22 protein-coding genes and 5 tRNA genes are annotated in these 24,144 nt (G+C 51.7%); 15 read left to right on the top strand and 12 right to left on the bottom strand.

What is annotated here, in order from left to right; genetic code table 11:
• Positions 1-24: 24 nt before the first annotated feature.
• The 3 genes from FBF29_00180 to FBF29_00170 all read right to left on the bottom strand — a co-directional run bounded on the left by FBF29_00180 (position 25) and on the right by FBF29_00170 (position 4,740).
• Entirely contained in the window at positions 25-1,206 is a 1,182-nt protein-coding gene (locus tag FBF29_00180; GenBank protein ID QJU07133.1) for a hypothetical protein, read from the bottom strand.
• Positions 1,207-1,281: 75 nt separating this feature from the next.
• Entirely contained in the window at positions 1,282-3,438 is a 2,157-nt protein-coding gene (locus FBF29_00175) for a phosphatase (protein QJU07132.1), read from the bottom strand.
• 3 nt (positions 3,439-3,441) lie between these two features.
• On the bottom strand, positions 3,442-4,740 hold the full coding sequence (locus FBF29_00170) for a UDP-N-acetylmuramoyl-L-alanyl-D-glutamate--2,6-diaminopimelate ligase (protein QJU07131.1): 1,299 nt from the start codon (positions 4,738-4,740) through the stop codon (positions 3,442-3,444).
• 40 nt (positions 4,741-4,780) lie between these two features.
• On the opposite strand from FBF29_00170, the gene FBF29_00165 reads away from it, so the two are divergent.
• The 3 genes from FBF29_00165 (at position 4,781) to FBF29_00155 (ending at position 9,767) form a co-directional block, all read left to right on the top strand.
• Positions 4,781-6,094 (top strand): tRNA (adenosine(37)-N6)-threonylcarbamoyltransferase complex transferase subunit TsaD, encoded by a 1,314-nt coding sequence (locus tag FBF29_00165; protein QJU07130.1) that lies wholly within the window; start codon positions 4,781-4,783, stop codon positions 6,092-6,094.
• Between the two features lie 18 nt (positions 6,095-6,112).
• Positions 6,113-7,036, top strand: a complete 924-nt coding sequence (locus tag FBF29_00160) for a peptidoglycan bridge formation glycyltransferase FemA/FemB family protein (protein ID QJU07129.1) — start codon at positions 6,113-6,115, stop codon at positions 7,034-7,036.
• Between the two features lie 175 nt (positions 7,037-7,211).
• Entirely contained in the window at positions 7,212-9,767 is a 2,556-nt protein-coding gene (locus FBF29_00155; protein QJU07128.1) for a valine--tRNA ligase, read from the top strand.
• Here FBF29_00155 and FBF29_00150 read toward each other — a convergent pair.
• Together FBF29_00150 and FBF29_00145 are read right to left on the bottom strand one after the other, a co-directional pair.
• The gene (locus FBF29_00150; GenBank protein ID QJU07127.1) at positions 9,754-10,107 is read right to left on the bottom strand and encodes a hypothetical protein; all 354 of its coding nucleotides are present in this window, start codon (positions 10,105-10,107) and stop codon (positions 9,754-9,756) included. The genes FBF29_00155 and FBF29_00150 overlap by 14 nt on opposite strands.
• Positions 10,108-10,301: 194 nt before the next feature.
• Positions 10,302-10,394: transfer RNA gene (locus FBF29_00145), tRNA-Ser, on the bottom strand.
• Positions 10,395-10,502: 108 nt separating this feature from the next.
• Here FBF29_00145 and FBF29_00140 point away from each other — a divergent pair.
• From FBF29_00140 to FBF29_00110, 7 genes are all read left to right on the top strand, one after another.
• A complete protein-coding gene (locus tag FBF29_00140) occupies positions 10,503-10,910 on the top strand; it encodes a hypothetical protein (protein ID QJU07126.1) in 408 nt (135 codons plus the stop codon).
• A gap of 31 nt (positions 10,911-10,941) precedes the next feature.
• Positions 10,942-11,472, top strand: coding sequence for a hypothetical protein (locus FBF29_00135; protein ID QJU07125.1), 531 nt, complete (start codon positions 10,942-10,944; stop codon positions 11,470-11,472).
• Between the two features lie 107 nt (positions 11,473-11,579).
• Positions 11,580-11,656 (top strand) — tRNA-Arg (locus FBF29_00130).
• Between the two features lie 12 nt (positions 11,657-11,668).
• Positions 11,669-11,756, top strand: a tRNA-Ser gene (locus FBF29_00125).
• A 23-nt stretch (positions 11,757-11,779) separates the two neighbouring features.
• Positions 11,780-11,869: transfer RNA gene (locus FBF29_00120), tRNA-Ser, on the top strand.
• Between the two features lie 11 nt (positions 11,870-11,880).
• Positions 11,881-12,753, top strand: coding sequence for a hypothetical protein (locus tag FBF29_00115; protein ID QJU07124.1), 873 nt, complete (start codon positions 11,881-11,883; stop codon positions 12,751-12,753).
• Positions 12,750-13,202 carry a 23S rRNA (pseudouridine(1915)-N(3))-methyltransferase RlmH gene (locus FBF29_00110; protein QJU07123.1) on the top strand — a complete coding sequence of 151 codons (453 nt, stop codon included), beginning with the start codon at positions 12,750-12,752 and terminating at the stop codon, positions 13,200-13,202. The genes FBF29_00115 and FBF29_00110 overlap by 4 nt, the downstream gene beginning before the upstream one ends.
• On the opposite strand, the gene FBF29_00105 is transcribed toward FBF29_00110, so the two are convergent.
• Positions 13,135-13,899, bottom strand: coding sequence for a ComF family protein (locus tag FBF29_00105; protein ID QJU07122.1), 765 nt, complete (start codon positions 13,897-13,899; stop codon positions 13,135-13,137). The genes FBF29_00110 and FBF29_00105 overlap by 68 nt on opposite strands.
• 95 nt (positions 13,900-13,994) lie before the next feature.
• On the opposite strand from FBF29_00105, the gene FBF29_00100 reads away from it, so the two are divergent.
• Complete coding sequence (locus FBF29_00100) at positions 13,995-14,483, top strand: Hsp20/alpha crystallin family protein (protein QJU07121.1); 489 nt, start codon at positions 13,995-13,997, stop codon at positions 14,481-14,483.
• A gap of 92 nt (positions 14,484-14,575) precedes the next feature.
• On the opposite strand, the gene FBF29_00095 is transcribed toward FBF29_00100, so the two are convergent.
• Genes FBF29_00095 through FBF29_00070 form a run of 6 tightly spaced genes read right to left on the bottom strand, consistent with a single transcriptional unit; the run spans position 14,576 to position 16,900 of the window.
• A complete protein-coding gene (locus tag FBF29_00095) occupies positions 14,576-14,956 on the bottom strand; it encodes a hypothetical protein (protein QJU07120.1) in 381 nt (126 codons plus the stop codon).
• A 58-nt stretch (positions 14,957-15,014) separates the two neighbouring features.
• Positions 15,015-15,389 carry a hypothetical protein gene (locus FBF29_00090; GenBank protein ID QJU07119.1) on the bottom strand — a complete coding sequence of 125 codons (375 nt, stop codon included), beginning with the start codon at positions 15,387-15,389 and terminating at the stop codon, positions 15,015-15,017.
• A gap of 17 nt (positions 15,390-15,406) precedes the next feature.
• The gene (locus FBF29_00085) at positions 15,407-15,772 is read right to left on the bottom strand and encodes a hypothetical protein (GenBank protein ID QJU07118.1); all 366 of its coding nucleotides are present in this window, start codon (positions 15,770-15,772) and stop codon (positions 15,407-15,409) included.
• The gene (locus tag FBF29_00080) at positions 15,769-16,068 is read right to left on the bottom strand and encodes a hypothetical protein (GenBank protein ID QJU07117.1); all 300 of its coding nucleotides are present in this window, start codon (positions 16,066-16,068) and stop codon (positions 15,769-15,771) included. The genes FBF29_00085 and FBF29_00080 overlap by 4 nt, the downstream gene beginning before the upstream one ends.
• On the bottom strand, positions 16,065-16,523 hold the full coding sequence (locus tag FBF29_00075; protein ID QJU07116.1) for a hypothetical protein: 459 nt from the start codon (positions 16,521-16,523) through the stop codon (positions 16,065-16,067). Before FBF29_00075 ends, FBF29_00080 begins: the two co-directional genes overlap by 4 nt.
• Entirely contained in the window at positions 16,523-16,900 is a 378-nt protein-coding gene (locus FBF29_00070; protein ID QJU07115.1) for a hypothetical protein, read from the bottom strand. The genes FBF29_00075 and FBF29_00070 overlap by 1 nt, the downstream gene beginning before the upstream one ends.
• A gap of 96 nt (positions 16,901-16,996) precedes the next feature.
• On the opposite strand from FBF29_00070, the gene FBF29_00065 reads away from it, so the two are divergent.
• From FBF29_00065 to FBF29_00050, 4 genes are all read left to right on the top strand, one after another.
• A tRNA-Asp gene (locus FBF29_00065) sits at positions 16,997-17,074 on the top strand.
• Between the two features lie 204 nt (positions 17,075-17,278).
• Complete coding sequence (locus FBF29_00060; GenBank protein ID QJU07114.1) at positions 17,279-18,307, top strand: hypothetical protein; 1,029 nt, start codon at positions 17,279-17,281, stop codon at positions 18,305-18,307.
• 86 nt (positions 18,308-18,393) lie between these two features.
• Entirely contained in the window at positions 18,394-21,483 is a 3,090-nt protein-coding gene (locus FBF29_00055) for a type IV secretion system protein (protein QJU07113.1), read from the top strand.
• Between the two features lie 42 nt (positions 21,484-21,525).
• A complete protein-coding gene (locus tag FBF29_00050; GenBank protein QJU07112.1) occupies positions 21,526-24,138 on the top strand; it encodes a hypothetical protein in 2,613 nt (870 codons plus the stop codon).
• Positions 24,139-24,144 lie beyond the last annotated feature (6 nt).

The following is a 24,144-nucleotide window of genomic DNA, read 5'->3' as shown; positions in this document are numbered from 1 at the left end:
GGTTGAGGTGAAAAGCTTTCTGTGCTAATCCTCGCGTATATGAACCTCCGACACTTGATACTGTGAATATCCCCATAAAAAAGCGGGGTCACACTGATTAGTAAAATTCTGAAGAAGTCGCGGACTAGCAATAACTGCCGAATGTAGTCTTTCTGAGCCGTTAATTCCCTTAGAGCGAACTATACTAAATGATCTCCAAGAGTCCTCCCCAAGGAAGAGTCCCCTGAAGGCTCCCTTGGTTTCTGTCCAATACACACTTATCAAATATGGCGATAACGGCTTTATGCTATTTCTCTGGTCGTAAACAACCACATAATCACCGTAAGCCATTGCCCTACGTAGGCTGGCAACTGCATCTTGATGATAGGGGCGCTCATAGTAACGGCTCTGGTGTTCAAACAAGGTTATCCATTGATTAGAGTAATCGCTTGTAAAAGAGCCGCATGATTTGCCATAATAATTATTAATATAGTTGATCAGTTTCTTCGTTGTTATTTTATCTAATAAATCTTCGTATTCGGACGTCTCAGGTTGCCACTTCGCGCCCGGATCATCCGAATTTATTTGAAGACCACTGTAGTTTTCAGGATAAACCGTCCGAAAATTAGATGAGAGGAGCTTGTTGTGACCAATCTCATCTATTGCAAATTGACTAGTACTGCCGCTAGTGTAACCTAAGAAAAATTCGGGTATACAATAATTTGAATTAATTTGCTGCAGTGCTGGACTCGCTATGCTTGCAAAATATAGTTGCTTGTGCGACCCCGCCTTCCGCTGGACTACGAGTCGACGAACCTTGTTGACTTGTTGAAAACTAAGCTCAAAATCATCCCTACCATCTTCGGTCCAATACACAGCAGCCAGCGAGGCACTAGAATTGTTATTGTGATTGTTCTTTTGTGTATAAATCACCGCGTACGCACCAGCTGGTGAATTGATGGCTTTTTCAAGACTTGCAACAGCTTCAGGGTGATGCGGATTTGCAAAAGATTTTTGTCTTTTAAAAGAATAAAACCACTTCTTCGCATAATCATCCGTCGGTGAGCCGCATGTCTTACCATGATAATTATCCACATAGTTAATCAGAGTCTTCGTCGTCACTTTCTCGACCAGATCATCATACTCAGAAGCCGCTCCAGCCGTCGCCGGCACTGCGATGCACACCGCTAACGTAGCTCCCATAACACTAACAATACGTTTCCACATAAGCGCCCCCTCCGCTATGCTTATGTCAAAATTGTATCAGACCGCCCCACGCTCGACAAGAAACCAGCCACTCGCCTACTCAAACCGTCGCCGCAGCGCGATGATGTCCATCCGCGCTAAGTCCTCAGCGGGCAGCTGCCGCATATATGCAATTACCCGTGCTGCCAGCGCCGGATCAGGACAATCGGGCCTCGTTGATGGCTGCCGACCAGCCTGCAGTGCCTCCAGCGCTGTTCGCATCTGCCGCCAAAAGGTATAATAATCAAGCTTGATCTTGACATGATGACCACGAGCATCTTCGAGCACAAAGCCCTCAACCCGCTCACCCTGCCACCGATACGCCATACCGTGAAGCTGATCAAGCCACGCCGCAAACTCGCTCCACGATGAAAACTCCGCCGCCAGACGCTTGCTGTTCGCCCCGATCTCGCGCGCAAATCGCTCCCGCTCCTGCTGGTCGACCGCCCCGTATACAACCTGCCGCTTGACGATATCGAGCAGCACCAACTTGTTCGATTCATAGGCGATAATATGTGGGTCGAATTGTGGCAGCACCACCTCAAACAATAGACACGCGTTATGCCGGCGCAGATAGTCACTGATATACGGTAGCTGGTCTCGAAATTGCTCCAAAAATTCCCGCCGAAAGGCCGCCGCATAGTCACCCTCGGTCGTCGACTTTGACGCCATCACCAGCCCGCCCGCCGCCGAATCATACCCGACTAATCCTAAAAATCCATTCTCCTTCACCCACGCCCGCGCCGGAAAGACCATCGTCTGCTCCAGCGCCGCTAGTTCAGTATCGCGCCGCTCGCCAATGTTAAAAAACTTATCATAGGCCCGAATCACGATCTCGTTCGTCAGCGTATTGAGAAACAGTCCGCGCGCCCGCATCGTCTGCGTCGTCCATGCTTGGCGATAAAATGCCTCGGGCTTGAAATTAAACGAGCTGATGTCCCCTGGCAGGATTGATTCACGAATGTAGCGATTCTGTCGCAGCTGGCTTAGGAACGCTGCGTTTTCCGGATACAGCCGCGCTGCTGCTCGTTGGTTTTGAATAGCGATCGGCGTCATGCCGTTCTCGTCCAGCCGCACTGTTCGCAGCTCACCGCCAAACTCAACCTTTCCCTCCAAATTGTAGCACCGTTCGTTGTACCGTGTAGGATAATTCTGCCTGTTGCGATGTCCATGAATCTGAAACGTCGCGTCATCAGTCTGCGCCATAAATGCATCATCCACCACCCCAACCTCATCATACGCCCCCACGCCATGGATCAGCTGACTGGTCGCCATCAGCGGTAACTGCTCCGGCAATGTACTGAGCCCGCCATGCGTCACCAAGACGGTTTGGCCTCGAAATTGGTACAAAATATATTGATCCATCCGCCGCATCAGCCGCGCTACCTTGCGCTTATCAATGCCTGCCGCCTCCAGCTGTGGCTGGGTTTGTTCGCTAAATACCCGCGCCGCAACCGGTTGATCGGTCGCCCACTGCCAGAGATACAGCTCATGATTACCCTCGACGAACCGCACGTTTGGTCGGTCAAGCAACTCGTCACAAACAAATCGTATCACCGCATCATTCTCCGTACCGCGATCCAACAGGTCACCGACAAAAATATACAGTTCATCGTCCCGAAGCGGATACCGCTCGAAATATTCCTTCAGCGGCGTAAAACACCCCTGGACATCGCCGATGTGATGAATCGCCCGATACCTATCAACGTTCTCTGGCTGATTAGTAAGCAGTTGATTCACCTCCTTGGCTGTCCGCACCACCGTCACCCATTTCGGCAGCGAACTCTGCTGCAGCCGCCGATGCATACGCTCAAGTACGCTACTCGGCACCACCTTATAGCTCGGCCGCTCTTTATTACGCTGCTGACATACCGCCAGCGGCACATCAGCAAAATCAATCACCACCAGACGGTAGCGATATTTCCGACACAGCTCGCCATACGTCTTGAAATAATTCGGCGTCGTGTGTGTTGCATCAACCACCGTCGTCTCACCCCGCGTCATCCGCTGCTCCAGCATCTCGTGTAATAGCCGCCACACCATTGCGTCTTGACGCGATGGCATAGTCGTCTGTCCGTCAATCATCAATTGCGGCGACGCCAGCATCAATCGTATCGCGTCCGGCGACAACGTATAATTATCAAGCCTCTGCTCCGCGAGAAACGTCGACTTACCAGAACCGGGAATCCCTCTGGTTACCAGTAGCAGCCGCATGCCTCACGCCGCCCGTTCCCGACCAACGATCTCGCGTACCACCTGGCCATCATTCCACGGCAGCCGCTGACCATTGACGATCCGATACTGCTCGTGGCCCATACCGGTGATCAGCACCATATCACCCTTCTTGGCGCAGCCGAGCGCCCGCTCAATCGCCTGGCGCCGGTCGGCAATTTCCGTCGTTTTCGCATCGCCGCGACCGCGCTCAATTCCTTCCATCAACATTCGCCGGATCTGCTCTGGATCTTCGTTATAGCTCTCCTCGTCAGTCAGGAAAATCCGATCTGCCCCGCGTGCCGCGATCTCACCCATAATCGGCCGCTTGCCCCGATCACGATCGCCACACGCCCCGAACACCAAGATCACCCGCTGCTTGGTGATGCCGCGGGCCGCCGCCAGCAGTTTTTCCAGCGCATCCGGCGTATGAGCATAATCAACGATCACGTCATAGCCCAGGCCCTCGACCGCTCGCTCAAACCGCCCCGGCACGGCCTCGACATTAGCCACGCCTTCCTGGATATCCTCCAGCTTGACACCCAATAGATACGCCAGCGTCGTCGCGGCCGTCATATTCATCACGTTGAACTCGCCCGGCAGATTCGTCGCCAACTCCAAGTGTGTCTGATGATCCAGCACTACGTCGGCCTCGGTGCCCTTGCGGTACAACTTGACATGGGTAATTTTTGCCTCAGCCTCTGCGCTTCGACCGTACGTCATCTTTTGCTCACTAGCAACAAACTGATTGAAATAATCATACCACTCATCATCGCGATTGAGCACGATAAACCGTGGGTGCAGCTGAAACAGCTTGCTCTTGGCCGCTGCGTACTCTTCCATCGTCTTGTGATAATCGAGGTGATCCTGCGTCAAATTCGTCATCACCGCTGCCTCGATCGGCACGCCGTCCAGCTTGTGCTGATCCAGCGCATGACTCGTCACCTCCAGCACCACGTAGTCGGCGTTCGCCCGCTTGGCGTCGCGGAAAAACCGCTGCATCCGCGCCGTACTCGCCACCGTAGCGTTGAGGTCGTTAAGTTTTCGCTTGCCCGCCACTTCGATCACCGCCGTGGTGAACATCGCGGTCGTGAAATGAGCTTCCTTCAAAATCTCATTGATATAGCACGACGTTGTCGTCTTGCCATTCGTCCCAGTCACCGCGATCACCCTGAGGTGCTTTGACGGATTACCATACCGCGCGCTAACCAGCTTGACACGCAACCGCCGATACCCATTCTCTAGCCGCCGCAGCATTCCGCCCGGCAGCACCTTCCTCACAAATTTCACCAATGTGGCTTTCATGTCCCTATTTTACCACTTATATTTGCTATAATAAAAGCAAATGAGGATTTTGGGAATCGAGTCCAGCTGCGATGAAACAGCGGCGGCGGTCGTTGAAGACGGCGAACGCTTGCTTTCTAATGTGGTCAATTCCCAAATCGACATCCATGCCGAATACGGCGGCGTTATCCCGGAGATTGCCGCCCGCAGCCACCTAGAGGTTATTAACCCGGTCATCAAAAAAGCCCTGTCTGATGCCGATTGCACCTGGGACGATATCGACGCTATCGCTGTCACCTACGCACCCGGCCTGATCGGCTCGCTGCTCATCGGCACCCTCGCCGCCCGCACCCTCGCCATCATTCACAATAAGCCGCTCTACAAAATACATCATGTCGAGGCGCATGTGTATGCTAATTTTATTACGAAACAAGGATCTCATCACATTATTGACAAGTCAAAAACTGTCGAGCCAACCTCAGCAGTCGTCTTTGAGGAGGCTGTGACGGGCGCGTCAAGCCCCGTCAGCCGAACGCCACGGGCTGGCGAAGCCACCCGTAAAGAGTACTCCGAGACAGACGCCCCTATCCCTAGCCGGCAACTGGCAACCGTCTCCTCTGCGCCGAATGCATCCGGCAGCGCCGTCCGCAAAACCATCGGCACCGATGAGAGGTCGCCAGCTTGCCTTAACCTTATCCTGCCGCACCATCAACCCGCTTTCCCCCTCCTCGCCCTCATCGTCTCTGGCGGGCATTCGCAGCTCGTCCTTTTCCAGAATCACGGCGACTACCAGCTCATCGGCCAAACCCAAGACGACGCCGTCGGCGAGGCGTTTGATAAGGTTGCCAAAATCATTGGCCTGCCCTACCCTGGCGGCCCTGCTATTGCCAAAGCAGCCGAGCTCGGTGATCCCCACGCTTTTCACCTGCCCATCGCCAAGCTCGCCGGCGAGTACGATTTCTCCTTCTCTGGCCTCAAGACAGCCGTTCTGAGGACCGTTCAGCGCGAGGTGGGCAAAGACTTCACCTTTCCGTCGCACGAGCTTCCAGAGCTAGTAAACGACAGTCTAAGGCATAATATGGCAGCCAGTTTCCAGTACACCGCCGTTAAAACCCTGGTCGATAAGACTAAAAAAGCTTACGACAATTTCCAGCCTGCCTCCGTCGTCATCGCCGGTGGCGTCGCCGCCAATCAAGAATTACGCCGCCAATTGCGTGGGGTCTTACCAATCGATATCGAGTACGCACCGATCCAGCTCTGCACCGACAACGCCGCCATGATCGCCACACTCGGCTATTTCCGCGCTCAAATCGACCAGCCTGCCGACCCGTACGACCTAGAAGTCCAACCAAGTTTATCAATGACAGCAATCTAACGTTGTGAGGATTACAACATGAATCAACATTTTTTACAATCAACCGCCTGGCAAGCCTTTCAAGAATCGCTCGGGCGCACCACCTTTCGCGATAGCGGCCCGGGCTGGGAATATTTGGCTATTTTGGAGCGCAGCACTGGCAATTCCCGCTTGTATTGTCCGTACGGCCCAACTGCTGCTGACGAACATTCACTGGCAGCAGCTCTTGATTCCCTAGCTCAGCTTGGCAAAAAGCATCATGTCACTTTCCTGCGCGTTGAGCCAACCAACCCTAACTTTACCACGCATCTCAAATCTCACGGCTGGAAAAAGGTTACCTACCAAAAGCTCCAGCCGGAACATTCACACGTCATTGACCTAACACAACCGCAAGACCAGCTGATTGCCAATATGGCGCAGCCAGTTCGTAATGTGTACCGCAATTATCATAAAAAAGGCGTCGCCGTCCACCGCTCGACCGACCCGCACGACATTGATATCTTACTGAAATTCGTCCACCACGTCGCCCAGCAGCGCGGCATCACGCCGCACCCTGATAGTTATTTCCGTCAGCAAGCCGCTACCCTCTTCCCGCTCGGTGCAGCCACGCTGTACTACGCCACGCTTGACGATCAGCCCATCGCCGCTGCTCTGTTTTACCACAGCAGCGACACGCTATATTACGCCCACGCTGGCGCCTCGTCAGACCCAGCTCACCGCAGGCTCAACGCTGGCACTGCCCTGCTGGCCGAGGCAATCATTGACGCTCAGCGGCGCGGATTAGCCAAAGCCGACCTCTACGGTATCGCCCCCGACGGTGCCGACAAAAACCATCCATGGGCTGGCTTCACCAAGTTCAAACGCTCATTTGGCGGACACGACGTCACCTTTGCCGGCGCTTGGGATTTGCCATTACAGCGCAGCCGCTACTGGCTGTACCGCGCCTACCAAACGCTGCGTTAAAACGCCCCTAGCCAGGCATCATCTACGGTTTTGCCGCCCCTTTTTCTGTGGTATAATTGGCTTGGTAATATAAATGCGTGGAGAGATAGTTTGCACATATTGCCCGCCAGGTTTTCACGTGAAAAATCTTGATGGCGACAATGCTCACTTTTCACGTGAAAAGTAGGGATCATTCATGCAGCTAGCCAAACAATATACACCAAACGATTACGAACCAAACATTTACGCCATGTGGGAAACCAGCGGCGCATTAGAGCCGACCGGTGTCGGCAAACCGTACTCTGTCGTCATGCCGCCGCCCAACGCCAATGGCAACTTGCACATTGGCCATGCCCTAGACATGAATTTGAAGGATATTATGATTCGCTATCACCGCATGAAGGGCGATGATGCGGTATTTATTCCTGGGGCAGATCATGCTGGCTTTGAGACATGGGTAGTTTATGAAAAAGAGCTAGCCAAACAGGGAAAAAGCCGCTTTGACTTTTCACGTGAACAACTGTACGATCAGGTTTGGACATTTGTGGAAGAAAAACGCGGCAACATGGAGTTGCAGCTGCGCGCTCTGGGCGTCAGCGCTTCTTGGCAGCATTTGACCTTTACGCTGGACGATAAAGTCATCGCTACGGTGTATGAGACATTCAAAAAAATGTGGGATGACGGGCTCGTTTACCGCGGCGAGCGGATCGTTAATTATTGCACCAAACACCAAACCAGCTTCGCCGACATCGAGGTTGAGCATAAAAATGAAAAAGGGAAGTTGTGGCAAATCGCTTACCCGACGCTGGATAAAATCAGCGAAATCGTAGTCGCCACCACGCGGCCGGAGACCATGCTAGGCGACGTAGCAGTAGCCGTCCATCCGGACGATGAACGTTACAAACATCTCATCGGCACACGAATTTTATTGCCAATCACCGACGAGGAAATCCCGATTATCGCCGACGAGTACGTCGATATGAATTACGGTACTGGCGCGGTGAAAATTACACCGGCGCACGACCCGAACGACTTCGAGATGGCCCAGCGCCACAACTTGCCGCTCAAACAAATCATCAGCCAAGAGGGTACGATGGTCAACGTACCGCCGCAATTCTTAGGCCTGACGCCAGCAGAAGCCCGCACTCGTGTATTAGCAGCTCTGGAATCTTTGGAGCTGCGCCGCGGCGAAACAGACATTGAACATGCCGTCGGACATTGTTACAAGTGCGGCAGCGTCATCGAGCCGATGGTTAAGGAGCAGTGGTTTATTAAAATGCAGCCGTTGGCTCAGCCAGCCATCGAAGCCTTAGAGAGGGAAGAGGTTACCTTTTATCCAGCCGCCAAGCGCAAAGAGCTTATCGCTTATCTCAAGCAACTGAAAGATTGGAATATCTCTCGGCAAATCCCGTGGGGCATCCCGATTCCAGCATTTGTTAATGAAAGCGATCCGCGCGATTGGATATTTAACATTCGTACCGACGAACGAAAGATAGTTGTAAATGGTACAACATATATCAGAGAAGAGGATACCTTTGATACTTGGTTCTCATCTGGACAGTGGCCGTACATCGTTACCGATTACCTAAACGGCGGGGAACTAGCCAAGTATTTCCCAACCAGCCTGATGGAAACTGGCATGGACATTATGCGGGCGTGGGTAGCGCGCATGATTATGCTCAGCCTGTACCGCACCGGCAAACTACCGTTCAAGGACGTCTATTTGCACGGTATGGTTAACGACGAACATAATCAAAAAATGTCCAAATCCAAAGGCAATGTCATCAACCCAATGGAGCTAGTCTCAGAATTTGGCTCGGACGCCACCCGCATGGGCATCATCGCTGGCCGCGCGCCGGCCCAACATCAAGCCTTCAACAAGGGCGCGGTCATCGCTGCTCGCAACTTCTGTAATAAGCTGTGGAATATCGCTCGTTTCGTCGAGGCACAAATCGGCGATGAACACCAAATCGTTGGCCTAGAGCCGCAGACGCCGGCCGACCACTGGATTATCCGCCAGCTGAATGACGCCGCCAATAACGTCGCCGTCCGCCTGGAGCAGTACCGCTTTTCTGAAGCCGCAGACACGGTCTATCACGCCATCTGGGACGACTTAGCTGATTGGTACATCGAATCGTCAAAAACCGCTATCAACCGCCCATTACTGTCATGGGCGCTGGCAACCAGCTTGAAAATCGCTCATCCATTCGCGCCATTCGTCACCGAGACAATTTGGCAGACGCTTAATTACACCGATGGCATTTTGATGCGCGACCACTGGCCAACCCCAGAGAAGTTCGACCCTATCGCTGCTGAGCAGTTTGAACAGCTGAAGACGCTGGTCGCCGAAGGTCGCTGGGTAATCGCTGAGTTGCCGGGTAATAAAAAATACCGCTTGTTATACGGCAATGACAGCCTCATCGCTGATAATCAAGACACCATCAAACACCTCATACGTCTGGAGTCAATTGCGCACACCGACCAGCCACGGGGCCTTAGGTTAGCGGCAGCAAACAGGGAAGCATGGCTGGATATTGACGAGAAGACGCTCTATCAGCACCAGACCGATCTGGAAGTACGGCTAAACGAAGCGCGACGAACCCTGTCAAACCTTCAAGCACGGCTGGATAATCCAACTTACGTTGAAAAGGCGCCAGCCTATCTCGTTGAGGAAACTCGCCAACAGCTAGCTGAGCAGGAAAAGCTCATCCAGCGCTTTATCAGTGAGCTCGAAGTCATCAGCTCACGCTAATCGGATCGACCATCAGTCGATGCCCGTCAATATCACCATCACCACCGCGGCTGACGAGTTTGGTGTGTATATGCTTACGATCAGCGCTACGCGGTGTCGTCCGCGGGTGGGTTTGCCCGTCTTTTAGCGCCCCCGAAAAATCATGATGGTCAGAGTGAGTATGCGGTGAGGAATGGGGCTTAGCGTGGTGGTCGTCATCGACCTGATACGCATCTTTCATAACCCGCCACGCAGAAATAACCGCTTTGTCAACATTCGTGTCATGCAAAAACACGCCGAGGCTGGTCGATAGGCCGAGTGCCATGGTGGCAGTAGTGAGAATGTGTGATAAATATTTCATATTATTTTTATGTTTATTTCTATGGATCTGGCCATAGCAATGTTAGGATAATAGCATAAGGTTTTTAATTTGTCAATAATATTTCCTGATTTAGATGGTGCCGTCGGCCCAAAATTCTATCCGATACCCACTCCGCGTACTAACAAAACAATAAAATACGTCCCGGATAAACCGAGACGAGAGCGGCATAACTCTGGCGGAGGAGGGGAGATTCGAACTCCCGCTACAGGTCTCCCCGTACTAACGATTTAGCAAACCGTCCCCTTCAGCCACTTGGGTACTCCTCCATGAGCTAAAAATAGTGTATCATAGAAGTAGTGGCCTGACTAGCCCTGTGGCTGGCAGGCGGGCCACAAAACTTGACAATAAACCCAAGAAAGAGGATAATAACGCGCATGAAGAGGTTTTTCGCAAGTATCGTTAGTATCATGTTGACCATCGGTGTCGGCACGGTAGTTTTGAGCACTCCAGCGTTCGCGCTCGGCGAGGGCGGCGTCACTCGTGGCATCAATGACGCGCGTGGCGACGGCGTGCCAACCAACTTAACTAACGGTGACAGCTCGTTGGTGAAAAAAATTATCAACATCATGCTCTATTTCATCGGTATCCTCGCTGTGGTAATGCTGATTTTTGGTGGTTTTCGCTACGTTGTTTCTAGTGGTAACAAAGACGCGGTCACCTCGGCAAAGAACACCATTCTCTATGCGGTCATTGGTCTGCTTGTCGCCCTATTTGCTTACGCCATCATTCAATTTGTCCTCAATACCGTAATTGGTCTTGGCGGTAATTCTACCGACGTATAGCAGATCATACCGCTCGTGGTATACTAGACATATGGAAGAGCAGCCACACGCAACCGACACTGAAAACACCCAGCAAGACGCGGCCCAGCCGATGACTGACTTATCGCAGCCCATCGCCTGGCAGGCCCCCGAGGGCGTACAGGCTCACCGCACGACCGGCTGGTATGTCGCTGTTAGTTTCGTGGTGCTTGCCCTGATGGCGCTGGCGATCTTTGTCTTTCGTAGCTGGACGTTCGCGATTTTGTTGCCGATTATGGCGGTGGCGCTCGTACTACTTCGATCCAAGCCATCGGTGATGGTCAATTACGCCATCAGCCCCAAGGGCGTTTACGTCGCCGACCGTCTGTATGATTTTAGTGAGTTTCGGGCCTTTGGGCTGGGTCAAGACGGCGATCAGCACTCGGCAATTTTACTGCCCGTCAAGCGGTTCTCGCCAGCACTGACCATCTATTTTTCTGAGGCCGAGGGCGAGACCATCGTCGACATGCTGGGGGCGCGGCTACCGATGCAAGAAATCGCGCCAGATGCGCTGGAGAAGCTCATTCGGATCATCAGGCTATAGCTTGCCCCGAGTTAACAGGTGTGCTAGAATACAAAAGTTCATTGCCGCTGGCATTGAAAGTTCTTTATATTTTTGTTATAGCCAATCGGATTTCCGAAAGGCTGTATGCACCCGTAGCTCAGCTGGATAGAGCGTTGGCTTGCGGAGCCAAAGGTCGTACGTTCGAATCGTGCCGGGTGTACCACATTAGCTTTATGGAGAGATGCAGGAGTGGTTGAACTGGCCGCTCTCGAAAAGCGGTATGGGGCAACCCATCGAGGGTTCGAATCCCTCTCTCTCCGCCAGAATCCAGTCGCTACGATTAATTGGAAGGGTGACCGAGTGGTTGAAGGTACCGGTCTTGAAAACCGGCGTGCGCTAACACGTACCGAGGGTTCGAATCCCTCCCCTTCCGCCAGACACGATATCATGGGAGAAAGATTAGAAACATTAGCCAAACGGGGGGTCGCTATAATAGCGGCCCTCGTTTCATTAGCGCTATCGGCATCCAGCCGCCCGAGCATCTCGCCCGAGCAGGCGAAGCACACCTACGTCGTCGGCATGGGTGATTCAGTCGCCAGCGGGGCAGGGCTAGGAAATTACGACGACACAACAACAGAGTGCCGGCGCTCACCAGAAGCTTATGCGCGGCAACTCGAAGCGTCTGGCATTCCCCCGGGTAACATTACCCTCGTGGCCTGTCGCGGCGCCGGGCCAGAGCATATCTCTAACCAGCAGTTTGACGACCAACCGCCGCAACTCAACGCCCTTGGCCCCGAAACCGATATCGTCACCCTGACACTTGGCGCCAATATGGTTGACCTCAACGTAGTGTTCGATGCCTGTTTGCACGAACGGTGTGGTACACACAGCGAGATGTATATCGATGTCTTTCGCCGACTGTACTCAGACGAATATCGTCAGTCGCTCGAGCAAGCCTACCGCTCTATCCTTGAACATGCCCCCAACGCCCAGCTATACATCAACCTTTATACCACGCCCATCCAGCCACGCAACATCTGTCCAACGATTATCAATAACGACACCGATCATTTTGTCTCTAGTTTTATTGAGACAGTTAATCAAGCCATCCGCAACGTCGTAGCCAACATGCACGAGCCACGCATCACTCTGGTCGAGCCGCCAAGAGATGTCGATGCTTGCGCCACATTCGGCCTTGGTGTGGTGGCCGAGGGTGACGATGTAGGTCATCCGACCGCTTATATTCACCGCCAAATCGCCAAAGCGACTGCCGAAGCTATCTTGCACAATAATAACGCTCCGCCGAAGGCCCACACGTGAAAATCACCATTCTTACCGTCGGCAAGCGGCACGATCCCTGGGTAGAGCCGGGCATTAGGCGCTTCTTAGAGCGCCTCAGAGCGCCATTCGCCACAGAAATGATCATCATCCCACATTCCGGCCAAATCGGCGACAGAGCACGCCAGGACGAGTCAGAGCGCCTAATGTCTCGCCTCAAACCGTACAACTTCGTTATTCTCCTCGACGAGCGCGGTCGCAACCTGAACTCACCAGAGCTATCGCGGCTCATCCTCGATCATACTGATCAACACATTGTCATTATCATTGGCGGGGCCTATGGCGTCACCGAGACGCTTTACCGGCGAGCCGACATCGTTTGGTCACTATCGCGCCTGGTGTTTCCGCACCAGTTGGTACGGCTCATTCTCGCCGAGCAGCTGTACCGTGCCCAGGAGATCGCTCGAGGTAGTTCGTATCATCACGACTAGGGTCTGGTCGCGTCTTTGTAGTAGTCTTTTTATCGTTCCCCTGGCGAGCGATAACCCCCACACGAATATCCCGCGCACCAGCCGCTCGTAGCATTTGGGCTGCCGCCTTGATCGTTGAGCCAGTAGTGAAAATATCATCCAAAATCAGATAGGGAGTATCCGCCCTGACATCACTCGCGCGGAAAAACCACTGCGCCTGCTTTCGACGCTCAGCCGCCGAGCGAGCATAATGCTGCGTTACATTTGTCTGTCTGACTAGTGGCCGTTCGACCCTCAGGCCTCGCCGCCGAGCAAACTGCCGGGCGACCAGCAACATATGATCATAGCCGCGCTTACGAATGTTGGTAGGAGCTGTCGGCACCGGCACAACCACCGTTGATGCATCGTATTCTGGGAGCAATTCGTCTAGAAGCCTAGCTAATACACTACTAATAGCACGCACACGATGAAACTTATAATCATCAATCAGCCGCGCCACCACGCCTCGTCGCCACAAGACACAGTCGAGCGCCTTATAGGGCAGGGTGTGTCGCCGACACATATTGCCACTAGCGCACGGCTGCCCACAAATAACGCAGACTCGACAATGATGCCGCTTTACCGCCTCAAGACACGACCGACACAAAAGCGAGCCAGTCGCACCACAACCATAACAATAATGCGGCGCGATATATGATAATAGCGTATCAATAGGCATTTTTCGCTTTTTCGCCTTTCACTCTTGATTATAGCGCACATAACCGTTATACTAATAGATGATATTGTCAATCAGCCTATAAAGGCGGAGGAAACATGGCACGCAAAAACGACGATTTGTTAATCGAAGATGAGCTAACCGCAGCTTTCTTGAATGATGATCTGGCTAATGACGCGCCGCAACCAGCCGCACCCGCAGCAACACCGGCTACCGCAGCGCCCACTCCTGAGGATGACTGGGAGGATGAGGCCGATGATTTGATGGGGCAGCTGGCGGTCGATGTGTTTGAATCAGAAACCGAACTTATTATCAAGGCCCGGACCGCCGGCGTTGATCGTAACGACCTAGATGTCAGCATCTCCGACGGCATCCTCACGATCAGCGGTACCCTATCAAGCGGCGACGAGACCGACGTCAAGAACTGGCACATCCAAGAATGCTACTGGGGCGAGTTTAGCCGCACCCTGGCGCTACCCGTCGCGGTCAACGAAGAGGGCGTCAAGGCCGAACTCAAAGACGGCGTGCTCACCATCACTTTCGAGAAAATTAAACAAGAACGTGCCAAGAAAATCCAGGTTCTCTAATTCAAAAGACGAACCAGTGTTTAATTGTTAAAACCGCAATAAAAACTAAACCCCCGGAAGCGCCGGGGGTTTATAAAGACCTAACGTGATCCCTACGAGCCAACGCCAGTGGAAGTAACCAGTACGAAGTTAACGATAGCATAAGCAAAGATCGCCACCACCAGACCAATCACCGCGTACATGATGGTATTTTTGGCGGTAGTCACCTTACTCGAGTCACCAGATGAAGTCGTGTAAAGGATGCCGCCCCAGATCAACATAATCACCGACAGAATACCAACAAAGTAGAGGATGCCATTGACAACATTCTTAACAAGATCATTTGGCCTATCAACACCGTTAGCGGCACCGTCGCCCTTGGCGGCATCTGCGCCATTTCTAAGGTTATATTGTGCGTTCGCCACCGGCACTGTCGCAAATGCCAGCACCGTCACAGCGAGCACACCAGCGATGATAACTTTAAGTTTGTTCATTTATTGCTTCCTTGTTTAGGGTTAATGTCATTTCAGCTGTTATTCTATCATCATTTAGCTACTTAAACAAGCCAAAGACCCAGTTAACGATAGCGTACGACATGACCACCACAACGATACCGATCACCGCGTACATGATGGTGTTTTTAGCAGTGGTCGCTTTCTGGCTATCGCCTGACGAGGTAATGTACTGAAAACCGCCCCAGATCACAACGATAACCGCCACCGCACCGACGAAATAAAGAAAGATATTAACCACCTCGCCAATAGTGGTACCGATAGGCTTCGTACTCATCTCCTGTGTTCGAGCTGCATCCAAACCGCTCTTAAATTGGGCCGACGCGGATGGCAGGGCGATCGGCATGACGACAGCCACGGCAGCAACCGCTAATGACAAGACGGCGGCTACGAGGGTTTTTCTATATCGTTTCATACATTTCTCCTTTTTTCTTATATTTTGCCAAACACAAAATCAACAATGGCATACGATAGAAGCGCTACGGCGACACCAATCACCGCGTACATGATGGTCGACTTGGCAGTTTTAACCTTATTAGAGTCGCCGGCCGAGGTCACATACTGAAAGCCACCGATGATGATCATGATGACAGAAATGGCGCCGAGGATGAGCAAGATAGCATTGATGAGATTCTTAAACAGCGGCTGCACCGTCGCGCCACGGTTTTTACAGACTTCACCGCTAGAGCCCGAGCAGGCGCCGTAAATGTCGACGCTCTGGGCGGATACGCTTGATGCCACCACTAGTGGGGCAACGAGCGCCGCTATCACACCGATACTGACTACGAGTTTTTTCATATTGCCGATCCTTTCATGCCACTAATGACAAAGTTAGTAATGAGAAATGCGGAGAGAATGATAATAATGCCGATAACGGTACCGAGGATGGTATTTTTCGCCTTGGTAAGTTTGTTAGTGTCGCCGCCCGAATTGGCGTAATTGATACCGGCCAGCACCAACATCAAAATCGCGATCGCCCCGGCAAAGAAATACACCGTATTGAGAATGTTACCCAGTGCATCCGCCGAAGCACTGTTCGTCGGAATGCCCAGCGAATCTGGCGACCCCAATACACCGGCTACAAATCGCATCATGACCGTGGCAACCCCAATCCGTCAGCCACGACATTCACCAGCGCCACCGAGGCAATAGCAATCACTAGGCCGATCGCCGCATTAATCACCGTCTTCATACCATTAGCCATCTGATTCGCATCACCGCTACTGGTCAGATATAGAAAGCCGCCGTATATCACAAAGCCGACCGTCACAAAGCCCGCCAGCTGCAACAGATCCTCGACAACATTCAATATCGCCCGCCAGATAAAGCCGTTGAGCGTGGCGTAATTACCCGGGTCGTTTTGGGCGCGCTTATCGTTATTGTCGACAATTGCTTTAAGGTTACAATCCGACTTGGTCAGCCCATCGTACCACGGCTTGAGTGTCAAGATATTGCCACCACAAGCTGCGCTGGCCGGGGTTGCCTGAACCACCGACAGCATCAGCGACCCTGCAACCATTAGTCCAAGCGCAATGACAATATGTTTCATCAGAACACCCCTCCCGGGATCAGGAAGTTAGTGATAGCCACAAAAAACGCGAATATGATGAGGCCGACGGCAGTGTTGACCCAAAGCTCTTTGGCCTTTTTGATATTGTCTGGGCTGCCGCCAGACGCAGAGTAGAGAATACCGCCATATATCACCGTACCGACTGCCAAGATGCCGATACCAGCAGTCATGATCTGGATAACCATTTTGATGATACCGAGAATAGCAGCATCGCCAGTCGCCCCGCCGCAGTTGATAATCGAGGTCGGTGCATCGCCACATTTACTCTCGGCAAATGCAACACCGCCAAATGACATAACGCCGCAGGTAATAGCTACGAGGAGGGCAGTAGTAATGAGAATATTTCTTTTTGTCATAACAATCTCTTACCCTAAATTGTAAAATAGTGGCAGGAAAAATGCAAACGATTTCTTGAAAAAGCCATAAAAGTTTGCTATCATACGGAAAGTTATGCGCCCGTAGTGAAGTTGGCCTATCACGCCTCCCTGTCACGGAGGAGATCGCCGGTTCGAATCCGGTCGGGCGCGCCAGAATGAGAAATGAGAATGTTACTACCCGAGCAGCCCATCTTTGTAGAGCAAGGGCTGTTTTTATTTACTTTATTGCCGTTAGGGTGTTGCTAAATTTACAGAATGTGTTACAATGATACTATTCAGAGTTTAACTTATCTACTCTGAGGTGGATTAAAACTACTCTATAACTGACCACTGGCCAGAGAAAGGACTCCAAGCGTTATGGCACGTTCATGTGAAAGCTATGACCCAAGTAATTCAGATAATGTAAGGGAAGAGTTATCTCTTTGGGAGAGAACCAAGGATGGGGTTAAGAAGGTTGTCGTAAAATGTATGGCCGGCGTTGCCATCGTAGGCACCGCGCTAGGTGTTACAGGCTGCGGTAGGGGCGATCGTATAGCAGTACCGGAGCAAAGCCCATCATCAAGCGCTTCACTAGACCCATCAGAGTCACCATCTGCCTCACCATCACCGTCTGAGACTGTTGATCCAGAAGTGGCAGCACGAATGCGGGCCAGAGAAGAATACGACGAACAAGTAAAAAAAATTGATAAAATACCGTACGACGAATTCATTAAGCTACCGCCAGAGGAGAGAAACAAGATTCTCCAAGCAGAAATCAACTACTTGGAGAAGTCTGGCCGTACGGAAGATAAGACAGAGCCCATACTCTACCCGAAAGACAGTCTACCCTTTGGTGACTACTATAAGAAGTCACCTGCGGACCGAGATCCAAAAAAGATGCTCACTGATCCGTTTCTTGCTGTCCAAGCTGCCCTCTACGGGAGGTTTACTTACACGAATAAAGACATAAAGCAAAACTACGAGGATTATGCTAAAAAATTAGCATCAGAAGCCTTTTTGAATCCCCAAATGGACATGGACAAGCTGCTTGAGGAGATGCGGGCCGGCAAAATCTCGGATGAAGAGTATTTCGCTAAACGTAAAGTAATGGAGCTCATTCATAAAAGAGCAGAGCAGATTAGGTCTAACTCCGGTAGTTCCGAAGACGATGTCGAGCTCTGGAAAATAAAAGACATTGAGGTCTTTCCTGCCAGCCAGTCGGATGTAGTGGTTGATCCCAAAACGGGCAAGTCGCTTGAGACGCATATTACGCACTTCTATTCCTACGACGGGAATAAAAGAGGTTCTACACCGGACGGCCAATTCTACAAAATTGTTTCGGATCCAACAGTGAATAGGTGGAAGATTGCAGGATCTTCACACTCAGGCCCTATTCTTTCTAAATAGCGTCAATGACGCATCTGACAAAAGAAGAGCTAGTTTTTAGCTCTTCTTTTGAATTACTAGCAATAGCGTGGTAATATATTCTCATAATGCTTACGCAAAAAAAGACCCCGCATCAACGTATTCGCATTACCTTGGTTGGGCTGGCCGCACTGTTAGTCGTTCCGATGCTCATGACGTTTTTTGCATTGTCACCGACCGCTAACGCGGCTCGGGCGCGTCTTGATCATTCTCCATATCTCGCTCAAGTCAAACAGCTCCTACTCGCACGCGCCATGCATGGTTGTATCGTTGGCGGTGCTGGGTTTGACGGAAATCTTACCTCCGCAAAGGTTGCGAGTGGCGACTGGGGTGGTGCCATTACTACCACTGTCGGTCCAATTCTTGACGGCGATGATGACGGGCTATTTGATTGTAAGCAAGTGGTATCTGCTGCGCGAAACGCATTCGGCTACAGTTCTTTTACTGATATGTTCTGTGCGCTAAAAGGTGAATGGCGAGATAACGCCAACCTTGACTGTACCAGCAATATTACCAAGGGCGAGTACAGCGGCGATAAGTGGAATATACCGAGAGACAGAGGAGTATATGCGATCCAAGTCCTTGAAAAAAAGGCCGGCAAAAGCCTGAAATTCGACTCAGCATTAGTCAACTACTCTATGGCAATGGCGGCGCTCTTGTCGGGCCAAAAGATTGGCTGTAAAGCCGAATGGCGAGGATACGATAGCGGAGATGACGCCGCAAGTAATGACATAAAGGCCGATCAGCGTAACAAAAAAATAGCCGTTGCCCTAGCTGATGGTACGGTAGCTTATGGATACTATTATATACCCGACGCAAATAAAAGTGTCCCCCTATTTAGCGGGGCGGGAGCGCCTTATACCGCTCCTGGCGGCATAGACACAAAAATGTCATGTGGGCGAATCGCGCAATGGGCATCAGACAATGCTGAAGCAGCCGCAAAGTCAGCAAAAACCGAGGCCGCTGATAACACTCGTAAGGCCATCTATGACGCCCTCCTAAAAAAATGCATCGAGAAAAGCGGCGGAGGCGCCGGAGGGCCAGCGGAGCAAATATGTAAACAACAAGTTGACAGCTGGATGAGTGCCTGTAAGGATAAGCTGCCGTCAAGTGGCGCTGTGGCGAGTTCTGAGGAGTACGTCAAATGTATTGCTGAGCAATCAAAGTATAAGGATAAAGAGATCAGCGACGCCCTCTCTGGCATCTCCGCCGACACCCCCTCTGGCCAGAGCGGAGGCGACGAGAAAAAGCCAGAGTGTGCCGTCAAAGACCTCGGTTGGCTCATTTGTCCAGTCGTTAATTTCTTGTCTGATATTTCAGACGCAGCTTTCGCCATGATCGCTGACAACTTCCTAAAGATTGAGCCGGATCTTGCCTCTGGGGGTGAAGTACAGGCAGCCTGGGGAATTATGCGTAACATTGCCAATGGTGCGTTCATCATTATGTTTCTGGCAATCATCATCTCTCAGCTCACCGGCTTTGGCATCTCGAACTACGGCATCAAAAAGATGCTGCCACGGCTCATTGTCGCCGCAATCCTGGTGAATGTATCAATTTACATCTGTCAAATTGCCGTTGATCTGTCTAACATCCTCGGCTATAGCCTGCGTGCTGGCATTGGCGGCATTGGCGACGAGATTACCCGAGCAAATGAGATCTTTCAATCAGGCCAGGGGCGTGGTACATGGGGGGGCTTTGCGCTAACCGTCCTCGCCGCAGGCACAGCCGGGATCCTCGCCCTCGCGGTTTTGATCGGAGCGCTTGTATCTGGGCTGGTTGTTATGGCGACCATTGCTGTGCTACTCATCGCCCGTAAAGCACTCATCGTCATCCTCATTGTTATCTCACCGCTGGCTTTCGTTGCCTTTCTGCTACCAAATACCGAAAAATTATTTAGTAAATGGCGCTCAATCTTTGTGGGGCTACTCATGGTCTTTCCGACAATCGGCCTGCTGTTCGGCGGTGGCATACTAGCGGGGGCCATCGTTAAGGCCGGGGGTGGAAACGACATGATCATGCAGATTGTTGGCGAGCTAATCAAAGTCCTACCGCTCATCGCCGTGTGGAGTGTCCTTAAGAAAGCCATCGACGTCGCCGGGTCAATCAGCCAGCACATCAACAACGCCGGTGGTCGCCTCGGTGGCGGCGCCAAAAACTGGGCAAAGGATAGGTATGCCAATTCACGACTTGGTCAGATGCAAGATTTTCGCAAGAAGCAAGTAGCGCGCCGTAAACAGCTCATGCGGGCCGGGGCCTGGAAGGGTAGCGGACTTATGGATCACATATGGAGAAATCGAATGTCTGGGCTTAATGAGAAATTCAACAGGAGCAGGTTGGCAAATAATAAATTCCTCGGAGCAGGCAAAGACGTAAATTACGGCATCCGGAGTGCGGCCGCGGGTCAAGATGCCGTGGACAAAGAAGAGCTCGAGGCAGCAGAAGATCTGCTTGCCTACCAGTTCAATGGTGATGCCGCCGCTGCACTGAGAAACGCCGGGGACAATGAGATACTTAAACATGTTGCCTTTAAGAAATTAGAGTCAACTGGTAAGCACGGCGCCGAACAAATGTACGAGTATCTCCAGGGTGGTGGAACTATCAGCAACCGCCGCATGGCAGAAACCCTTACTAGGATGAAAGATGACCACGCCGGCCTGTTTGAAATGGGTAGAACGGCCATCGACCAGATGGAGCAGGACGGAACAACCTCGGTCAGCTTTAGTCAGCAACAAATGGCCGAGTTGACCGCCAAGGGAGTTAATGGGTTAAGCGATGAAAAATTGGCGCGACAGGCATCCAGTGCAATTAAGGTTGCTGGTGAAACTGAGTTTACCAAGGGGGGTCAAAGAATGGTCGGTATTTCCGCCGACAGGGCAGCCTCAGTGCTTGACAATAAGCGCGTCAACACCTCGATATCAGGCAGCGCCCGTAGGGAGCTCGAGAGTATACGAAACAACAGCGTAGGAACCGAAGAAATCAGAATACCCCACGACACTGCATCGTCAAACAATATTACCGAAGCAATTCCGTCAGATACCCCGATGGGGCGGACATTCGTCGCCGGAACAGGGAGGGGGCCAGCTCCACCGCAATCCCCGCCTTCAGCACCGCCAAATAATCAAAATAATCGCAACAACAATCCACCCGCCGCTAGCTAAACCCATTGACTTTTCTCTATAAAAATGCTACCATTACCAGTAATGGAGTGGTTACGTTCACAAAAGCGATCGTCGATGCGATGGTTGCAATGGTTTATATTGCTGGCGGTGGGCCTCCTAGTCAGTATTTTTTTGAGTACGGTCGTAACCTCGGGCCAGGCGCTGGCGGCGGACGCGAAGTGGGATAGTAGCAAAATATCCTACGACAACGAGACATTTGAGCGAGTTTCCGACGTCGACAAACTAAAGGCCCTCAACTTAGGGTCTGACCAAGTGGTCTACATGTCAAAGAAAACTGTGGCCAATAATCAAGACGTCCGCGTAATTCACTTTCCGTCAACAGGCGATCTCGGATCAATGACCTCAGTGTCCCTAACAACATTCACGTACACTTCGCCAAACACTTACACAAAGAAAGAATCAACCACATTATCAATTGACCCACCGAGCCAAAACTCTGCGTCTTCGTGTGAAGTTGCTGGCGGTATCGGCTGGATCCTTTGTCCCGTTTCGGCGTGGTTAGCTAGCTCCATCGACTGGATGTTTGGGGTGCTTAAAAGCTTCCTCGTGGTACCGCCGCTTCAGACGGGTAATCAGACCAGTGGCATCTTTCTGGCTTGGAATATCGTTCGCAATATCGCCAACGGTATCTTTATCGTCATGTTCATAGTCATTATTTATTCACAAGTTACTTCTATGGGCATCTCCAATTATGGCATCAAAAAGATGTTGCCTCGCTTAATTGTCGCGGCGGTACTAGTCAATTTGTCGTTCCACGTCTGCGCCATACTCCTCGACCTGTCAAACATCGCCGGAAGTGCACTCCAAGACATGTTCATGAATATTCGTAACACAGTCGCCACCCTGGGCGGATCTGCACCAGCATCTGAACCAATGACCTGGCAAGAGGTCACCTTCCAGATTTTGGGAGGCGCTGCCGGCGGTGCGGCGCTGGCTGCCGGAATCGTCATGCGGGCCGAGCTACTTCCTTTTATTGTGCCACTTTTGTGTGGTATTGGACTCGTTATTCTTCTCGTTGTTATCATTATGGCCGCCCGTCAGGCGTTAATTGTTATTTTGATTATCATTTCACCGCTGGCTTTTGTGGCTTACTTGTTGCCAGGCACAGAAAAGTGGTTTGACAAGTGGAAGGATATCTTCTTGACGATGTTGATATTCTTCCCGGGGTTTGCGGCAGCCTTTGGTGGGGCACAGCTGGCGGGCTCAGTCATTATGCAAAACGCCGCGGGACCGAACGGGGCAGTGATGTATATCCTCGGTATGGCGGTCCAGATCGCGCCACTCGCCCTGACGCCGTTAATGATCAAGTTGGGTGGCGGACTCCTCGGCAAATTCACCGGCCTCGTTAATGACCGCAGCAAGGGCCTATTCGACCGATCTAAAAACTGGGCAAAAGAGCGGAGCGAAATTACTAAACACAAAAAATTCAACAAACATCCAGACAGCAAATTTACCCCAACGGCATGGCGACGCAGACTGGCGCAGTCATCGCAAAATCGTAAGGATAAGCTCAAAGAGTTGCAAGATGAATCTGATGTCATACGAAAGGGGACTGGTTCCTATGCTAAGATTGATCAATACCGACGGATGGTTAACGAAGACAAAAAGGCTATCGAGGGTCGGCTAGAGGCCGCTTGGGGCAATCATCTGATGTCTAATTCCGCCGCCTTTGACCGATACGCACAAGCACAATCATGGTCTGAGCAGGCTGAGGCTTCTAAGGGAGCGGCTGACACTTATTATAAGTCGATGCGGGCACTCAAGCCTACCCAGACCAATGAGTTGTCTTCGTCATTCCAAGAAAGCTTGGAGCGTGCCCGAGGAGCGGCGCAGCAAGTGGCTCTCCAGGGCCTACAGAACGCTTCATCGCAGCGTGTTGCCGATGATCGATGGGCAAATGAACTGAAAGAAAACGAGACGATGCGCAATCTGGCTGGACAGGTCGAACAAATATACTTCGGTGACAGTCGCGGTGCTGATCGAGCAATTGCCATGGCAGAACAAACGCTCAGCAATGCCTACAACGAAGGCGTCGAGAGCGCAAATCGCTTGCTTGATCGATACAATGCCGATGAGTTTGACATGGTAGATATGGCTCTTGGTGCTATCGGTAGCGAGGTCAAAGGCATTACCGTTACCAGGGATGTCAAGGCTGCGTCGCTTCGTCGTGTTCTTGGCGGTAAGAACATTAAGGCCATCAAGTCGTTGACCAGCCAGCTTGACTTTGCCCACCTTGACGATGCCCTTGCCCAAGAAGCTGGCGACGCTCTCAAGAACAACCCGGCACGACCGTTCTGGATCGGATCTTCAATTGCTAATAAGATTAAGATTAATAATATGCCATGGTCTGGCCAAGAGTTTATCACCCAAACAACCATCAAGGCGCTTAGCGAGGATAAATTATCGACCGAAGGCCTGGTCACGCAAGACGCTGTCTATCTTAACACCTTGGCCGATATGATTGAAAACTCCAGCTTCCGAGGACAAATTTCACAACAGCATCTTCAGATTCTGCGCGATCGAATAAATGAAGTACGGACGACTCCACAATATAGTGGTCGTATTGGTGAAAGTATCGGTGCAATTAAGCGAATGGAGGCGGCCCTTTCGTATCTGCCGCCAACAGAAACCTAAGCTAAT

The organism is Candidatus Saccharibacteria bacterium oral taxon 488, assembly GCA_013099015.1.
GTDB lineage: Bacteria > Patescibacteriota > Saccharimonadia > Saccharimonadales > Saccharimonadaceae > Nanosynbacter.
This window is presented reverse-complemented; position numbering and strand designations above follow the sequence as displayed.

Bases quoted from the DNA above. Each gene is read 5' to 3' on its own strand.
- FBF29_00100 (QJU07121.1), top strand. From the start codon at position 13,995: ATGGCACGCAAAAACGACGATTTGTTAATCGAAGATGAGCTAACCGCA.
- FBF29_00095 (QJU07120.1), bottom strand. From the start codon at position 14,956: ATGAACAAACTTAAAGTTATCATCGCTGGTGTGCTCGCTGTGACGGTG.
- FBF29_00105 (QJU07122.1), bottom strand. From the start codon at position 13,899: ATGCCTATTGATACGCTATTATCATATATCGCGCCGCATTATTGTTAT.
- FBF29_00115 (QJU07124.1), top strand. From the start codon at position 11,881: ATGGGAGAAAGATTAGAAACATTAGCCAAACGGGGGGTCGCTATAATA.
- FBF29_00170 (QJU07131.1), bottom strand. From the start codon at position 4,740: ATGAAAGCCACATTGGTGAAATTTGTGAGGAAGGTGCTGCCGGGCGGA.
- FBF29_00090 (QJU07119.1), bottom strand. From the start codon at position 15,389: ATGAAACGATATAGAAAAACCCTCGTAGCCGCCGTCTTGTCATTAGCG.
- FBF29_00085 (QJU07118.1), bottom strand. From the start codon at position 15,772: ATGAAAAAACTCGTAGTCAGTATCGGTGTGATAGCGGCGCTCGTTGCC.
- FBF29_00075 (QJU07116.1), bottom strand. From the start codon at position 16,523: ATGAAACATATTGTCATTGCGCTTGGACTAATGGTTGCAGGGTCGCTG.
- FBF29_00140 (QJU07126.1), top strand. From the start codon at position 10,503: ATGAAGAGGTTTTTCGCAAGTATCGTTAGTATCATGTTGACCATCGGT.
- FBF29_00180 (QJU07133.1), bottom strand. From the start codon at position 1,206: ATGTGGAAACGTATTGTTAGTGTTATGGGAGCTACGTTAGCGGTGTGC.
- FBF29_00150 (QJU07127.1), bottom strand. From the start codon at position 10,107: ATGAAATATTTATCACACATTCTCACTACTGCCACCATGGCACTCGGC.
- FBF29_00080 (QJU07117.1), bottom strand. From the start codon at position 16,068: ATGATGCGATTTGTAGCCGGTGTATTGGGGTCGCCAGATTCGCTGGGC.
- FBF29_00155 (QJU07128.1), top strand. From the start codon at position 7,212: ATGCAGCTAGCCAAACAATATACACCAAACGATTACGAACCAAACATT.
- FBF29_00060 (QJU07114.1), top strand. From the start codon at position 17,279: ATGGCACGTTCATGTGAAAGCTATGACCCAAGTAATTCAGATAATGTA.
- FBF29_00070 (QJU07115.1), bottom strand. From the start codon at position 16,900: ATGACAAAAAGAAATATTCTCATTACTACTGCCCTCCTCGTAGCTATT.
- FBF29_00135 (QJU07125.1), top strand. From the start codon at position 10,942: ATGGAAGAGCAGCCACACGCAACCGACACTGAAAACACCCAGCAAGAC.
- FBF29_00175 (QJU07132.1), bottom strand. From the start codon at position 3,438: ATGCGGCTGCTACTGGTAACCAGAGGGATTCCCGGTTCTGGTAAGTCG.
- FBF29_00050 (QJU07112.1), top strand. From the start codon at position 21,526: ATGGAGTGGTTACGTTCACAAAAGCGATCGTCGATGCGATGGTTGCAA.
- FBF29_00160 (QJU07129.1), top strand. From the start codon at position 6,113: ATGAATCAACATTTTTTACAATCAACCGCCTGGCAAGCCTTTCAAGAA.
- FBF29_00165 (QJU07130.1), top strand. From the start codon at position 4,781: ATGAGGATTTTGGGAATCGAGTCCAGCTGCGATGAAACAGCGGCGGCG.
- FBF29_00055 (QJU07113.1), top strand. From the start codon at position 18,394: ATGCTTACGCAAAAAAAGACCCCGCATCAACGTATTCGCATTACCTTG.